At 29.4% G+C, this 14,163-nt stretch carries 20 protein-coding genes; all 20 read left to right on the forward strand.

Features of this window, described 5'->3' with window-relative positions:
* Positions 1 to 40 precede the first annotated feature (40 nt).
* Positions 41 to 631 carry a hypothetical protein gene (locus RYO54_RS00625; RefSeq protein ID WP_315114523.1) on the forward strand — a complete coding sequence of 197 codons (591 nt, stop codon included), beginning with the start codon at positions 41 to 43 and terminating at the stop codon, positions 629 to 631.
* 76 nt (positions 632 to 707) lie between these two features.
* On the forward strand, positions 708 to 1,106 hold the full coding sequence (locus RYO54_RS00630) for a YjcQ family protein (protein WP_315114524.1): 399 nt from the start codon (positions 708 to 710) through the stop codon (positions 1,104 to 1,106).
* 54 nt (positions 1,107 to 1,160) lie between these two features.
* The gene (locus RYO54_RS00635) at positions 1,161 to 1,568 is read left to right on the forward strand and encodes a terminase small subunit (protein WP_315114525.1); all 408 of its coding nucleotides are present in this window, start codon (positions 1,161 to 1,163) and stop codon (positions 1,566 to 1,568) included.
* A gap of 192 nt (positions 1,569 to 1,760) precedes the next feature.
* Complete coding sequence (locus RYO54_RS00640; RefSeq protein ID WP_315114527.1) at positions 1,761 to 2,375, forward strand: tyrosine-type recombinase/integrase; 615 nt, start codon at positions 1,761 to 1,763, stop codon at positions 2,373 to 2,375.
* A gap of 222 nt (positions 2,376 to 2,597) precedes the next feature.
* Complete coding sequence (locus tag RYO54_RS00645) at positions 2,598 to 3,767, forward strand: PBSX family phage terminase large subunit (RefSeq protein WP_315114529.1); 1,170 nt, start codon at positions 2,598 to 2,600, stop codon at positions 3,765 to 3,767.
* Between the two features lie 25 nt (positions 3,768 to 3,792).
* Positions 3,793 to 5,115 (forward strand): phage portal protein, encoded by a 1,323-nt coding sequence (locus RYO54_RS00650; RefSeq protein WP_315114532.1) that lies wholly within the window; start codon positions 3,793 to 3,795, stop codon positions 5,113 to 5,115.
* Positions 5,108 to 5,878 (forward strand): minor capsid protein, encoded by a 771-nt coding sequence (locus RYO54_RS00655; protein WP_315114534.1) that lies wholly within the window; start codon positions 5,108 to 5,110, stop codon positions 5,876 to 5,878. The genes RYO54_RS00650 and RYO54_RS00655 overlap by 8 nt, the downstream gene beginning before the upstream one ends.
* Positions 5,879 to 5,955: 77 nt before the next feature.
* Complete coding sequence (locus tag RYO54_RS00660) at positions 5,956 to 6,507, forward strand: DUF4355 domain-containing protein (protein ID WP_315114536.1); 552 nt, start codon at positions 5,956 to 5,958, stop codon at positions 6,505 to 6,507.
* Between the two features lie 96 nt (positions 6,508 to 6,603).
* Entirely contained in the window at positions 6,604 to 7,497 is an 894-nt protein-coding gene (locus tag RYO54_RS00665) for a phage major capsid protein (RefSeq protein ID WP_315114538.1), read from the forward strand.
* 60 nt (positions 7,498 to 7,557) lie between these two features.
* On the forward strand, positions 7,558 to 7,734 hold the full coding sequence (locus tag RYO54_RS00670) for a hypothetical protein (protein ID WP_315114540.1): 177 nt from the start codon (positions 7,558 to 7,560) through the stop codon (positions 7,732 to 7,734).
* Positions 7,676 to 7,975, forward strand: coding sequence for a phage head-tail connector protein (locus RYO54_RS00675; protein WP_315114542.1), 300 nt, complete (start codon positions 7,676 to 7,678; stop codon positions 7,973 to 7,975). Before RYO54_RS00670 ends, RYO54_RS00675 begins: the two co-directional genes overlap by 59 nt.
* Positions 7,976 to 8,326: a hypothetical protein gene (locus RYO54_RS00680; RefSeq protein WP_315114544.1), complete on the forward strand. Its 351-nt coding sequence runs from the start codon at positions 7,976 to 7,978 to the stop codon at positions 8,324 to 8,326.
* Positions 8,327 to 8,332: 6 nt separating this feature from the next.
* Complete coding sequence (locus tag RYO54_RS00685; RefSeq protein ID WP_315114546.1) at positions 8,333 to 8,668, forward strand: hypothetical protein; 336 nt, start codon at positions 8,333 to 8,335, stop codon at positions 8,666 to 8,668.
* Positions 8,665 to 9,081: a hypothetical protein gene (locus RYO54_RS00690; protein WP_315114548.1), complete on the forward strand. Its 417-nt coding sequence runs from the start codon at positions 8,665 to 8,667 to the stop codon at positions 9,079 to 9,081. Before RYO54_RS00685 ends, RYO54_RS00690 begins: the two co-directional genes overlap by 4 nt.
* An 18-nt stretch (positions 9,082 to 9,099) precedes the next feature.
* Positions 9,100 to 9,975, forward strand: coding sequence for an Ig-like domain-containing protein (locus RYO54_RS00695; protein WP_315114550.1), 876 nt, complete (start codon positions 9,100 to 9,102; stop codon positions 9,973 to 9,975).
* A gap of 15 nt (positions 9,976 to 9,990) precedes the next feature.
* Positions 9,991 to 10,410 carry an esterase gene (locus RYO54_RS00700; RefSeq protein WP_315114552.1) on the forward strand — a complete coding sequence of 140 codons (420 nt, stop codon included), beginning with the start codon at positions 9,991 to 9,993 and terminating at the stop codon, positions 10,408 to 10,410.
* Complete coding sequence (locus tag RYO54_RS00705) at positions 10,394 to 10,603, forward strand: hypothetical protein (RefSeq protein WP_315114554.1); 210 nt, start codon at positions 10,394 to 10,396, stop codon at positions 10,601 to 10,603. Before RYO54_RS00700 ends, RYO54_RS00705 begins: the two co-directional genes overlap by 17 nt.
* A gap of 44 nt (positions 10,604 to 10,647) precedes the next feature.
* A complete protein-coding gene (locus RYO54_RS00710) occupies positions 10,648 to 11,064 on the forward strand; it encodes a phage tail tape measure protein (protein WP_315114556.1) in 417 nt (138 codons plus the stop codon).
* A 90-nt stretch (positions 11,065 to 11,154) separates the two neighbouring features.
* On the forward strand, positions 11,155 to 12,246 hold the full coding sequence (locus RYO54_RS00715) for a hypothetical protein (protein WP_315114558.1): 1,092 nt from the start codon (positions 11,155 to 11,157) through the stop codon (positions 12,244 to 12,246).
* 252 nt (positions 12,247 to 12,498) lie between these two features.
* The gene (locus RYO54_RS00720; RefSeq protein ID WP_315114559.1) at positions 12,499 to 14,160 is read left to right on the forward strand and encodes a phage tail tape measure protein; all 1,662 of its coding nucleotides are present in this window, start codon (positions 12,499 to 12,501) and stop codon (positions 14,158 to 14,160) included.
* The last annotated feature ends 3 nt before the right edge of the window (positions 14,161 to 14,163 follow it).

Genomic DNA, 14,163 nt, shown 5'->3' on the forward strand with positions numbered 1-14,163 from the left:
ATGGATAAAATTGCACAAAATAAATGGCAGGAGTGGTAGTATGAAATTTAGATTATTAGACGTTCAAAAATATAAGTTTGATAAATATTGTAAAATGTTTAGTGAATGGTTTAATGATGAAAAACCAACATTTGAAAAAATTAATTATAACAAACTAATAGATATGATTTTTGAAAAATATAATGATATGGATTTAAAACAGAGAAAAGTAGAAGAACTATTGTTGAATGATAGAATAAATGAATATAATTTTATGAAAATCAATTTCGATATTTTTATAACTATTATATTAACTCTTATTATTTCTATGGTTGCAGGGAGTTTATCAAAAATATCTGGAGAAGATGGATATGCTTATTATAAGATATTTACTAGGTTAGTATTAGTTTTTACAGGAGCTATAACATATTTTCTAATATTTGAGAGTCGCTCTAAAATTAGGGACACAATTAATAGAGGGTTTTATGCCTTATGCTTAAATATTTTGCAGGATGTTATAAAAGAAGAATTAGAGAGTAAACAGGAATATTTAAAAGAAATAGCTGCTACTAATGAAGATGATATGAAAGCAAAACTTGATGACATAACTCAAGATATAAAAAGTATTAAGAGATATATTGGTATTAAGTAATTAATAAAGACATAATTTTATTGCAAGTCTAGTGTTATAATTATATGTACGACTTTATGAGAGGATGAGAATAGAAGTGAAATTAGATGCTAAACAAAGAGTTCTTGTTGCAATCTATACTGAGTATCAAAAAGACATACCTAATATGGAAGAAACAATAACTGGGGAAAACTTAGAATTAGATGAAGAGGTATTTGTTATGGCTTTGAGAAAGCTAGAAAACGAAGGACTAATTCAAAACATAGAATTTTTATGGGGTGACGGCGAGGTTCAATATTTTGGATTTGGTGATATGTTGATTTCATCTTATGGTATAGATTATGTTGAACAGAAACTAGGTATAGATAAAACATTAAGTGGGTTAGATAAGGTAAAATATATTATAGCAAAATCAGGAGAATGGGGAATAGAACAGCTTAAAGACTTTGGTGCAAAAGCAGTAGCTGAAATGGTTAAAGCTAATATGGGAATTTAGAAACACTTACTTTTTAGTAGGTGTTTTTTATTTCGTAGAAAGTGGGTGAGAGATATGGCGAGTAGAGTTATAAAAGATGAAATTAATAGTAAATTAAATGATAAACAAAGATTATTTTGTATTGAATATTTAAAAGATTTAAATGGACTACAGGCTTATAAAAGAGCTTATGGTGAAGAATTAGATGATAATACTTGTAAGGTTAATGCTAGTAAATTACTAACAAATGCTAACGTTAAGAAGTATATAAATGATTTATTAGACGAATATAGAGATAATATAGATGTAACTGTAGGAGAAATAGTGGCAAATATAAAAACGATGGCGTTTGATAAGGATGCAAGATATTCCGATAGGATTAAAGCTTCTGAACTATTAGCTAAGTACAAACAAATGCTAATTGAGAAGAAAGAGATTACAGTTAATGATAATAATATTAATATAACATTGGAAGATGAATAGTAGATTAATCTTTATTATAATGTCAATACCAACTAATTGAAAAAGTTGGTATTGGATAAAATGACATTAAGCCTTGATATTACTAATGTTAAAGTGATTTTAAAGAAGAAAAATATAAAACCTCTTGAAATGAATACCAACTAATGATAATATCATGGTAGAAAGTTGGTATTAAAAGAGGGGGATTTTATTATGGCAAGATTAAAAAGTGATGGAATAGCAAAAGCAGAAACTGTAGAACCTATAAAAAATATTAAGGACATTAAGAAAATAAAACAATATCTACTAGGCAAAACTAATAAAAGAGATTATATGCTGTTTGTAGTAGGAATTAATGTAGGTCTTAGAGTAGGAGACTTATTACAATTAAAAATATCCGATATTATGCATATAGATAAAACATTTAAAGATAAAATTACTATCAATGAAGAAAAAACTAATAAGGTAAGAACATTTAAATTAAATAATAGTGCTAAAGAATCAATAACACTTTATTTAAGTAATATTGAATATAATCTAAATGATTACTTATTTAGTAGTAGAAAAGGTAATGAACCATTAAGGGTAGATAGTACACATAAGATTATAAAGAGCATGATGAGAGAATTAGGGATTAAAGGTAACTATGGAACACATACATTAAGAAAGACATGGGCATATCATACATACATTAATAATAGTAGTAATCCAATGATACTTCCTATGTTACAAAAAATGTTAAACCATAGTAGCCAAGCTGTTACACTTAGGTATATAGGCATAGAACAAGAAGAGATAAATGATTTATATGATGGTTTAAATTTGTAGCCAATAATGGCTACTTTTTTTATGCGATTTTATAGGGTGGGGGTACTTCAGTACTGAGTCATAGGTGGATTACACCATATAAAAATATTTATTTTTTATTTTTTATAAAAGGGGGGTGGTTAATAATGTCAGCACCATTAAATATAAAAATATCTAAGAAAATCTTTAATGAAATATATTTACCACAGTTACAAAACTACAGCACAAGGTTTAATGTTTATTATGGAGGTGCTGGTTCTTGAATCTGGTAAATCTAAGTTTGTAGTACAGAAAATGATATATAAATATCTTACATTTTCTAATAGAAAATGTTTGGTAGTTCGAAAAACTGGTAATACACTAAGAGATTCTATATTTGCAGAATTTAAAACAGTTTTAGCTGATTGGAAATTATATAATAAATGTGAAATAAGAGAAACATTATTAACTATTACACTACCCAATGGAAGTCAATTTCTATTCAAAGGGTTGGATGATAGCGAGAAAATTAAATCTATATCAGGTGTCGATGACATCGTTGTTGAAGAATGTACAGAAATAGATATGCAGGATTTTAGTCAGCTGAATTTAAGGTTAAGGTCTAAAAATCCATACAACCAAATCCATGTTATGTTTAATCCAGTTTCCAAGTCAAAGTGGGTATATAAAATGTGGTTTGAAAATGGATACAACAAAGAAAATACAATGGTTTTAAAAACTACGTATAAAGATAATAAATTTCTTCCACAAGATTATATAGAATCTCTTGAAGAGATGAAAGATAAAGACCCTGTTCATTACAGAATTTATGCACTTGGAGAATTTGCTAGTTTAGATAAATTAGTTTATACCAATTGGAGGGATAAAGAATTTGATTATAAAGAAATAATTAAAAATAATGCTAATTCTAAAGCCTTATTTGGACTTGATTTTGGTTACATTAATGACCCTTCTGCGTTTGTAGCTTTAATAGTATTAGAGGATAAAAAAGAGATTTATATTTTCGATGAATTCTATAAAAAAGGATTGCTTAATAATGAAATAGCAGAAGAAATTAAGAAAAAAGGTTATGCTAAAGAAATAATTATAGCAGATAGCGCAGAACAAAAATCTATTGAAGAAATAAGAAAAGAAGGTATTACTAGAATTAAACCAGCTAGAAAAGGCAGAGATAGTATTCTTAATGGGATACAGTTAATCCAGCAATATAACATAATAATACATCCAAAATGTGAAAATATAATAGAAGAATTAAAGAATTATAGTTGGCAGAAAGATAGAGAAACCAAAGAGTATATAAATAAGCCTATAGATACATATAACCATGCGTTGGATGCACTTAGATATGCTTGCGAGTGTTTACAAAAACGTGGCAGATTAAGGACAATGAGTGATAGTAAATTAGGATTATAGAAAGAAATAGAAAGAGGGTGATAAGATGAAAATTTGCATAGATGTAGATAGTGCACATGTGCAAAAAGAGTTGATTACTAAAATAATCAATATACATAAACAAGAATTACCTAGATTGCAAAGATTAGAAAATTATTATATAGGCAAACAAGAGATAGAAAATAGAATTTTGGAGTTGGATAAACCAAATAATAAACTAGTAACCAATTATTGTTCTTATATAACAGATACATTAATTGGTTTTTTTATGGGTTCTCCTGTAATCTATTCTAGTTCTAATAAAGAGTATTTAGAAACTTTAAAAAGGATATTTAATTTAAATGATGAGCAGGAAGTAAATATAGAATTAGCAAGAAAACAAAGTATAAAAGGCACAGGGTTCGAAATGGTCTATATTGATGAAGATAATAACATTCGCTTTGATGTATTGGATACTGATGAAGTTGTTATGATTTATGATACTACAATAGAAGCGAAACCATCTATGGCTATTAGATACTACAATGCACATAATTATATAGAAGATAAAGATATAACTAATGTAGAAGTTTATACTAAAACAAATGCATTCTATTATACAATGGATAACAATAATCTAACTTTAGTAGATAGTAAAGAACATTACTTTAAAGAAGTGCCAATAATTGAATACTATAATAATATTTATAGATTAGGCGATTTTGAAAAGATAATCTCTTTGCAAAATAATTTAAACCTTACTGGAAGTGACTTATCCAATGAATTATCTTATTTTAGAGATTGTTATTTAAAATTAATAGGATTAGAAAGAACAAAAGATGAAGATATAGCTAAAATGAAAGAAAACAGGGTATTACTATTAGATAGTGACGCAAAAGCTGAATTTATGACCAAAGAAATCAATGATTCTGTAATACAGAATCACTTGAAAAATTTAAAAGAAGATATACATAAAGTAAGCTATGTTCCAGATTTATCTCAAGAGCTACCTGCTAACCTTAGTGGTTCAGCTATTAAGCAAAAATTCTTTAATACCGAACAGCTAATCGTGTCTAAGGAAAGAAAGTTTAAGAAGGCATTACAAACTAGAATTAGACTAATAACTAGCATATTAAATCTTAAAGGTGCTAATTATAATTGGGAAGATATAGAGATTAAATTTAATAGAAATTTACCTATAAACAACGTAGAACTTGCAGATGCAGCTATAAAATTAGCAGGTGTAACGAGTAGAAAAACTCTACTTAATTATATAGCAGGATATATTGGGATTGACGATGTAGATAAAGAAATGGAACAAATAGAAGCTGAGAATAAGACGCTAGATTTAGATTTGATTCCTGAAGATAGAAGTGATCTAAATGAATAATAAAAAATATTGGGAACAAAGAATAAGTAGAGTTATGAGAGATATTTATAATGCACAGGAAAAGAAAAACATAACTTTATTGCAAGGATATAAAAAAGCACTTAAAGATGTTAAGTTAGAAATCGCAGATTTATATATTAGAATGGGGGACAATCCTTCTTTATCTGAAGGCTACAAATATAATAGACTTAAAAAAGTAGAGAAACAGATAGAAAATATAATTAAAGATTTAGGGAATATAGAACAAAAATTTTTCGATGAATCTTTAGAAAATAATTACATTGAAGCATCTAATAGAGTTATTAAAGAATTCGAAAAACACATAGGGATTAATTTTAATAAGGTTGATAGAGCTACGATAGACAAAGTATTAAGTTATCCTTGGAGTGGTGCAGATTACTCTAGTAGAATATGGAATAATAAAGATAAGTTAATAAATGAATTAAATGAAACTCTAACAAGAGGATTGGTACAGGGTGCTAGTTTAGTTACTTTAAGTAAAGAAATAAAAAGTAAAATGGATAGTGGAGCATATGAATCTTTACGTTTAATTCGTACAGAGGCAGCACATATTGTAAATACTGCTTGTATAGATAGGTATACAAAAAGTGAAATGGTAGAAACGGTAATGTGGTGGGCTAGTGAAGATGAGAGAACTTGTTCTATCTGTGGAGCATTACATGGACAAGAATTTACTTTAGGTAAAGAAACTATGAACCCAAATCACCCAAATTGTAGATGTTGTTGGATACCTATAATATAGTCTTTTACTTATTAGACTTTAAATAAATATGGACAAATAAATATTCTACATAGACTTAAAACTTAGGAGGTAATTTTATGGAAGATAATACGAATTTAAATACTAAACAACAAGAATCTAGTGCAGTAGATTCTAATAAAGAAACTACTAATTCTATTGCAACAGAGGAAGCAATAGAAAAAACATTTACACAGGAAGAATTAGACAAAATAATAGAAAAAAGATTAACTAGAGCATTGCAAAAAGCAGAAGATGAAAAAGTAGAAGCTGAAAGACTTGCAAAGATGAGTGCTGAGGAACGTACTAAAGCTGAATTTGAAAAAGAAAAACAAAAGTTTGAGGAAGAAAGAAAGCAGTATCAGAGAGAAAAGTTAGAATTACAGGTTATAAAGGAATTGGGTACTAAAAATTTACCAGTAGAATTTAGTAAATACCTACTAGGTAATGATGCTGAAACTTGTATAAATAATATTAAAGAATTTGAAGTGCAGTGGCAAAATGCTATTAAAAAAGCAGTTAATGATAAGCTAAAAGGTAATACACCAAAAGCAGGAAATGTGGGTAAAACAATTAATAATAACACAAGTGATTTTATAAATGTAATAAAAGAAAACCAAGTGGCAAGATAGACCTATATGGTCTTTTTTATTGTCTTTTTTCGAGATTTGCAGACGTTAAAGAATAAATTATCAAAATAAAATTAATAAAAAGGATGGTAGATATATATGGCAGATACAACATTTTTAAAGGATAATTTACAAGGATTTGTTCCAACAGAACAAGCACAAGGAATAATGAAAGATGTGGCAAGAGGAAGTTCTGTTTTGAGGCTTTCTAAAGTTGAACCAATGACGAGTGAAAAAAAGAAATTTAGCATAATGACAGAAGGTGCAGGTGCTTATTGGGTTGGAGAAACAGAAAGAATTAAAACCTCTAAAGCAGAATGGATTTTTCCAGAGATGGAAGCTAAGAAGTTAGCAGTAATTATACCTGTAACAAGGGAAAAACTTAATGACACAACTATAAATGTGTTCGAAGAATTAAAACCAACCATTGCAGAAGCTTTTTATAAAGCTATAGATGGAGCATGTTTATTCGGCACTAATTCTCCATTTACTAAAAATATTTTTGAAGTTGCTAATACAGCAGGAAATAAAGTAGTATTAGGTACTAATAAATCTTTAGATTTAGATGTTTCCGACACTATGGCTCTAGTTGAAGCAGAGGGTGAAGACATAAACGGATTTGTAGCACATTATGGACTTAAAAATTCTTTAAGAAAATTAAGAGATGCTAATGGAAATGCACTGTTTGTTCCAGGAGTAAACCAGAACGAATTGTATTCTAATCCTATAGAGTTTAGCAGAAATAATGCATTTGATAAAACTAAAGCTGAATTAATAGCAGGTAACTTTAATTATTCTCTAGTTGGTATTAGAGAAGGCATTCAGTATGAAATATTAAAAGAAGCTACATTACATACTGTAACAATGTCCGATGGCAAACCATTATCTTTAGCAGAAAATGATATGGTGGCAATTAAAGCAACAATGAGATTAGGATTTTTACCAATCAAGGACGAAGCATTTGCTTTATTAACTCCAAAAGTAGGGGAATAATAATATTTAATATTTAGAGGGGTAATACAAGCCCCTCTTTTATATAGGAAGGTGATTAACTTGAAAAAATATACAAATGGTAAAAGAGAAATATATGCTACAGATAAGGCATATGAAGTAATTTATAAAGAACAAGGATTTAAAGAAAGAGATAAGGTTGAAAAAGAGGTGGTGGAGAATGTTAAACCTACAGAAAGTAAAAACACTATTACAAATAGAGGACGAAAATCTAAATAATTATATAGAAACCATTATACCTAACATAGAGCATTTTGTAAGGGATTATATACATTTGAAACAAGAAGAAGAAATACCTATAGGTTTAGAATTAGCAATGACAAAAATGATTGAATATAATCTTACAGACGCAGGGAGTAAAAGAAGGAAAATAAAAGATGTTGATATAGAATTTAATACAGATTATCCAACTAACATTTATAAATCTTTAAATAAATATAGAAGGTTGCAGGTGATCTAAATGAATAAAACTAAAGTAGCAAGAGAAGTATACAATTCTTTTAAGGAACACATGCAAGAAATAAAAATATTTAGAAGTGGACTAAATGAATATAAGGAAAAAGTAGATGATTTATATGTTAGTACAATAGAAGGTTATTATAGTCTAGGTAAAAATCTAATTAGTATAAATTACAGTGATGCAGGAGCAATAAACAAGAATTATAATGAAATGCTAAGTGTAATTATTACAGAAGATAGTAAAAAAGTTAAAAAAGATGATTATTTTTGTTTAGATAATGTAAAATACAGAATAATTAATATACAAAATGTACTGGGTATTTATTTAGATTTTACTTTAGAGAGGGTGTGATGGTGTATGGATTTTAAAATAAATTTTGAAGATGTAGTGGAAGGATTATCAAAATTAGAAATAGATACTACAGGTGAAATTGATAAATATGCAGATAAAAGCGGTATGAAACTTGAAGCATATGCAAAAAAGAATGCACCTTGGCAGAATATAACTGGACGGGCTAGGCGTACCCTTAAAGGTGGCAAAGAGTGGAGTGGAAGCGATAAGGTAGATATTTATATTAGTGGAAATATGGAATATAGTACGTATTTAGAGTATAAGAATGATGGACAGTATGCTATTTTAAAGCCTACAATAGATGCTCTATCTAAAGAGATATTGCAAGGGTTTAAGTTATGAAGACAGGTAAAGAAATGGCTACTTTAAAATATAAAAATGATGGATTACCAAATAATGTAGAGCCACAAACACATTATCAAGAAATTTATTTGAACCTTAAAAGTAAAGGGTTTGACGTATATGCTCCAGAACAAAAGCGTGATAAATGTATTAAACCTTATGTAGTAATCAAAGAAAATGGACAATTTGCTATGGCTGGGAATGTAGCAGGATATAATTTAGTACAAATATTTTGTTATTATCCAAAAGACCAATGCAGTCAATTAGAATTTTTTGTGGACAACGTTAAAACTGCATTAGATAAAATAGATTTTTTAAGACCAACAGGAAACCGAAGTCCTGTTTTATTCTTTGAAGAAATACAGGCATATGGACAAAGTATGGAGTATCAAATATTCCATAAATTTAAATAATGAAAGTGAGGTAATAATATGGAAGGTAAAACTTTAGTTAACGTTGTTAAATGCTATATAGAAAATGAAAAAACCAATGAAAGATTCGATATAGCAGATACTGCATCCGAAGTTGATGTAGAGCCAATTTTGAATGAGGGTAAAAGAGATATATTAAGAGTAAAAAATAGAATATTAGCAGTTAATGAAACAGAGGATATTGTTATAGGCTACAAACTTAAATTAAAAGATAATACATTTAATATAAAAGTAATGGAAATTGTAGACGGTGGACATATGGAAGGTAATAAGTATGTAAGTATTCCAGCAGGGCAAGTTGTAGACAAACCTTTATTTACTTTAGAAGTTATAACCGAGGAAAAGGATTATTCTAGGACTACAGGGTATACAAAATTTACATGGAAGCATTGTAAAGGTAAAGTACCTAAATTTTCTATTAAAGATGGAGAATTTATTGTTCCAGAGTTTGAAGCTGAATCTATTCCATTTAGAGGTGAAACTCCTGTAGAGATAGAATTTATAAATTCTTTAGAACCTACACCAGAAACACCAGAAATACCATTGGAAGATATAGGAGTAGAAGGGGACAAAGTAGAAGATAGCAATACAGATGTAGGTGTGGCAATAACTAATAGAGTAATTTGGACTTTTAAAGAGCAAATTAACCAAGATGATGTTACTAAGGATAACTTTACTATAAAAAGAAAATCTGATAATTCTGTAGTGCAAGGTAGTATAACAATAGATACTACTAAAAAAATAGTAACATTTGTACCCACAAGTTTAACAATAGACACGGTTTATATTGCAGAAGCAAAGGCAGTTAATAAGTTAGATACTAGTGGGAAAACTACTGCATTAAGTACAGAATTTAAAACTATAAAAATTAAATAATTAGGAGGAATATAGATGGAAGTAATAAGTTTAGAACAATTAAAGCAGATGGCAGAATATGATGTGATAGAACTACCAAGATTTAAACCAGAGATACCTTTTAATGTAAAAGTTAAGAGAGTATCTCTTTTAAATTTAGTTAGAAAAGGAATTATTCCTAATAAATTATTAAGTGCTGCCGAAGAATTATTTTATGGTAAACAAGCTAGTAAAGGGAATGTAGATTTAGCACAACTAACTAATGTTATGTTTATAATGGCAGAAAATGCTTTAGTTGAGCCTTCTATTAAAGAATTAGAGAGTGTAGGATTAGAATTAACAGATGAACAGATAGTAGCTTTATTTAATTACACACAACAGGGGGTACAAGAATTAGAATCCTTTCGTAAAAAGCCAGAGGATACTAAGTGTGATAGTGATGGGGAAACAGTATAAGATAAGACCGAGTGAGGTTATAGGGCTAACAAATGATTATGAAGCATTTTGCTTTGATGAAGCATGTACTTACATACTAAATGAAATGTTGAAAGAGAATGCTAGAGAACCTAAGTTTATGGATAACGAAAAGATAAATAAAACAAATAATAGTGATGTAATAGAGTGGTTGAATACTAATAACAAAAATTAGTGTTCAACCATTTTTTATTCCCTAAAATGGGGAGGTGAGAATATATGGCAATTGCAGTAGGAACGGCTATTGCTTATTTAACATTAGATAAAAGTGGATTTAAGAACGGGATAAAGAGTGCAGGGGAAGATTTAAAGGCATTTGCTACTGGCACAGGTGGAGCAGAGGATAGAGTTAAAAGTTTAGGCAATGCACTAACAAATACGGGTAAAGCTATGACTAAACCGAGTATTGCAGCAGGTGGATTTTTAACTATGGCAACTAATACTGCCATGGGATTTGAAGAACAGATGTCTAAAGTACAAGCCATTTCTAACGCTAATGGAGAAGAGATGGTTAAACTAAGCGATTTATCTAGGAAGATGGGAGCTGCTACTAAATTTTCTGCAAAAGAAGCAGGAGAAGGCTTAGAGTATATGGCTATGCAAAAATGGTCGGTTACTAAGAAATTGGTAGCATAAAACAGAACGTGAATTCGGGGAAGGCTAAGGTTTAATTTGATTGTTTTAGATGTAAATAATATAATAAATACGTATGGAGGGGTATTGGTTATGCAAAAAACTTGTAAAATATGTGGCGAAACAACAGATATCTCTAATTTCAATAGAGATAAAAGCTATAAAGATGGTTATGAAAGTAAGTGTAAAAAATGTAGAAAGAATGCTAGAAAAAAGCATAAAAATATATGTAAATTATGTGGAAAAGAGTTTGAAAATATAAAAAAAAGCACCAAGTATTGTAGTAAAGAATGTCAAAGTATAGCACATAAAAATAGAGTAGTAACCAAATGTTCTTATTGTGATAAAAAAATTGAAATTGTTAGAAGTAAAGAAGGAAAACAAGACAAGTATTATTGTAATCAGAAATGTAGAACAGAGCATTTAAAAGAGTTAATGAAGGAAAAAAACAATCCAAATTACAATAGAATTAAACATAATTGTAATGGTTGTGGCAAACTGATATTTGTAATACCATATCGATTAAAAACTCAAAAATATATATTTTGCAGTAATGAGTGTTATAAAGAAAACATAGGCGAATATTTTACAGGTGAAAATAATTCCTTTTATAATCATAAAACTTATATATGTGAATGGTGTAGTAAATTATTTAAAAGGACTCCTGGACAAAATAGAGGGAAACATGTATTTTGTTCGCAAGAATGTTATTTGGAGTATAATAGAATAAAAGAAAGAACACAGGAAGTAGAAGTTAAATGTGCTTATTGTGATAAAAAGTTTAAAATATGGAAATCAAGACTAAATAAATCAGAAAGGATATATTGTTCTATAGAATGTAAAAACAAAGGTTGGGGGAAATATTATTCTGGAGAAAATAGTCCAGCATGGAATCCTAGTTTAACTGATAAGGACAGAATATTACAAAGACATTACCCGGAGTATTATAAATGGCGTGATTTAGTATATTCTAGAGACGAGTACATTTGTAAATGCTGTGGAGATAATAGAGGGCATAACCTTAATGCACATCATATATATAATTATATGGAACATGAAGAATTAAGACTCGAAGTAAATAATGGAATAACTCTATGTGATAAATGTCATAAAGAATTCCATGATACTTATGGATATACAAATAACAATAAAGAACAATTAGAAAAATTCTTAAATAAACATTAAGCACCTTAATTAATGGGGTGCTTTTATTATGTATAAAACAATCAAAGTAAACTATGCTAATCCCGAGCCAAGCTTAGAAGGAAACTTCTTTGAAGGTGTAGAGACTAGATAGAATAACCTAATTCATAAGAAATGGTGAAATATCCACGAGTGCGTTCTACCTTAACACATAATGGTGAAGGTAAAGAGATAGTCCGATACTCCGTTGGAAACTCGGAGAGTATAGGATAAAGAGCCTATGCATAACAATTGATGGCTGGTTGGAAAACTAACGATATGTTAGATGGGTTACCGGGGATACTTGATCTTGCGGCAGCTTCGGGAGAGGAGCTTGGAACTACAAGTGATATTGTAACAGATGCACTTACTGCTTTTGGATTAAAAGCTAAAGATAGTGCATACTTCGCAGACCTATTAGCAAGTGCTTCAAGTAACAGTAATACTAATGTTAGTATGCTTGGTGAATCATTTAAATATGTAGCACCAGTAGCAGGTGCTCTTGGTATTTCTGCTAAGGATACAAGTTTTGCTTTAGGTTTGATGGCTAATGCTGGGATTAAGGGAAGTGCCGCCGGTACTGCCTTAAGAAGTTCTTTAACAAACTTAGCTAATCCTTCTAAAAATATGAAAGATGAAATGGAAAGGTTAGGCATTTCTTTAATTGATTCCAATGGAAAGGTTAAAGAAGGAAAGGTATTGTATGATGAACTTAGAGAGAGATTTAGCAAATTAACTGATGCCGAAAAAGCACAATCAGCAGCTATAATATTTGGTAAAGAAGCTATGAGTGGAATGTTATCTGTTATAAATGCTTCTGATGCTGATTATAGTAAGCTTTATGATAACTTAAATAAGAGTGAAGGTGCAGCTAAAAAGATGGCTGATACTATGCAGAATAACTTAAAAGGACAACTAACTACTCTTAAATCAGCATTTGAAGAATTGCAAATATCTTTGGCACAATCTGTATTACCAATTTTAAATGAAGTAGTCCAGTTTGTAACTAATTTAGTAAATGCTTTTAACAATTTACCACAGCCAGTTAAGAGTGCTATAGGAATAATAATAGGTAGCATTGCATTGCTGAGTCCAGTATTTTTAGTTTTAGGTAAGTTGGTTAAAACTGTAGGAAGTGTGATAGGGGTATTTAGTAAACTTGGAAGTGCAGTTAAAATATTTGCTAAATTACCTGGATTAATAACACCACATACTTTGTTAATAGTAGGAGCTATAGCAGGAATAGGATTAATAGTATTCCAAGTTATAAAACATTGGGAAAAATTTAAGGAAAGTGCAGATAAGATTTGGGGTGGAATAAAGACTATAATAGAATACTGGGTTAAAGGAACAATAGAGTTTTTAAGAACAGTATTTATAAGTATTCCCAAAAAATTCTTTGAGTTTGGTAAAAACATAGTAGGCGGACTTATAGGTGGACTTAAATCCATGATAGGTTCTGTAACAGATACAATAGGAAATATAGCAGGTAGTGTAAAAAATGGCTTTAAAAAGTTACTTGGAATAAATTCGCCATCAAGAGTTTTTTTAGAATACGGTGCATTTATAGGAGAAGGACTTATAGAAGGTATAGATGGACAAGAAGGTGCTATAGATAACAAATTTAAAGGTTTAGCAAGTAAAATTAAAGGATTAGGCAATGTTAGACCAGAGTTACAAGGACTTAATAATTTTGCTCTAAGTGGTGCTTATGGTGGCAGTTATGGGTTAAGCAATATAAGCAATAGCAGTAATAAACAATTAAACTTCAATCCTAACATAACTATGCACGTAAGTATAGCCGATACAGGAGCAAAGGGAACAGAACAATTAACACAAGAATTAAAAGGAATGTCTGAAGTAGCATTAAAGAATAGTATGGTGGATTTATTCATGCAAGATGCAATAAGAAATTAGGGG

The sequence above is a fragment of the uncultured Clostridium sp. genome (assembly GCF_963515715.1).
Classification (GTDB): domain Bacteria; phylum Bacillota; class Clostridia; order Clostridiales; family Clostridiaceae; genus Clostridium_AW.

Bases quoted from the DNA above. Each gene is read 5' to 3' on its own strand.
- RYO54_RS00625 (WP_315114523.1), top strand. From the start codon at position 41: ATGAAATTTAGATTATTAGACGTTCAAAAATATAAGTTTGATAAATAT.
- RYO54_RS00635 (WP_315114525.1), top strand. From the start codon at position 1,161: ATGGCGAGTAGAGTTATAAAAGATGAAATTAATAGTAAATTAAATGAT.
- RYO54_RS00640 (WP_315114527.1), top strand. From the start codon at position 1,761: ATGGCAAGATTAAAAAGTGATGGAATAGCAAAAGCAGAAACTGTAGAA.
- RYO54_RS00645 (WP_315114529.1), top strand. From the start codon at position 2,598: ATGGAGGTGCTGGTTCTTGAATCTGGTAAATCTAAGTTTGTAGTACAG.
- RYO54_RS00650 (WP_315114532.1), top strand. From the start codon at position 3,793: ATGAAAATTTGCATAGATGTAGATAGTGCACATGTGCAAAAAGAGTTG.
- RYO54_RS00655 (WP_315114534.1), top strand. From the start codon at position 5,108: ATGAATAATAAAAAATATTGGGAACAAAGAATAAGTAGAGTTATGAGA.
- RYO54_RS00660 (WP_315114536.1), top strand. From the start codon at position 5,956: ATGGAAGATAATACGAATTTAAATACTAAACAACAAGAATCTAGTGCA.
- RYO54_RS00665 (WP_315114538.1), top strand. From the start codon at position 6,604: ATGGCAGATACAACATTTTTAAAGGATAATTTACAAGGATTTGTTCCA.
- RYO54_RS00675 (WP_315114542.1), top strand. From the start codon at position 7,676: ATGTTAAACCTACAGAAAGTAAAAACACTATTACAAATAGAGGACGAA.
- RYO54_RS00680 (WP_315114544.1), top strand. From the start codon at position 7,976: ATGAATAAAACTAAAGTAGCAAGAGAAGTATACAATTCTTTTAAGGAA.
- RYO54_RS00685 (WP_315114546.1), top strand. From the start codon at position 8,333: ATGGATTTTAAAATAAATTTTGAAGATGTAGTGGAAGGATTATCAAAA.
- RYO54_RS00690 (WP_315114548.1), top strand. From the start codon at position 8,665: ATGAAGACAGGTAAAGAAATGGCTACTTTAAAATATAAAAATGATGGA.
- RYO54_RS00695 (WP_315114550.1), top strand. From the start codon at position 9,100: ATGGAAGGTAAAACTTTAGTTAACGTTGTTAAATGCTATATAGAAAAT.
- RYO54_RS00700 (WP_315114552.1), top strand. From the start codon at position 9,991: ATGGAAGTAATAAGTTTAGAACAATTAAAGCAGATGGCAGAATATGAT.
- RYO54_RS00705 (WP_315114554.1), top strand. From the start codon at position 10,394: ATGGGGAAACAGTATAAGATAAGACCGAGTGAGGTTATAGGGCTAACA.
- RYO54_RS00710 (WP_315114556.1), top strand. From the start codon at position 10,648: ATGGCAATTGCAGTAGGAACGGCTATTGCTTATTTAACATTAGATAAA.
- RYO54_RS00715 (WP_315114558.1), top strand. From the start codon at position 11,155: ATGCAAAAAACTTGTAAAATATGTGGCGAAACAACAGATATCTCTAAT.
- RYO54_RS00720 (WP_315114559.1), top strand. From the start codon at position 12,499: ATGGCTGGTTGGAAAACTAACGATATGTTAGATGGGTTACCGGGGATA.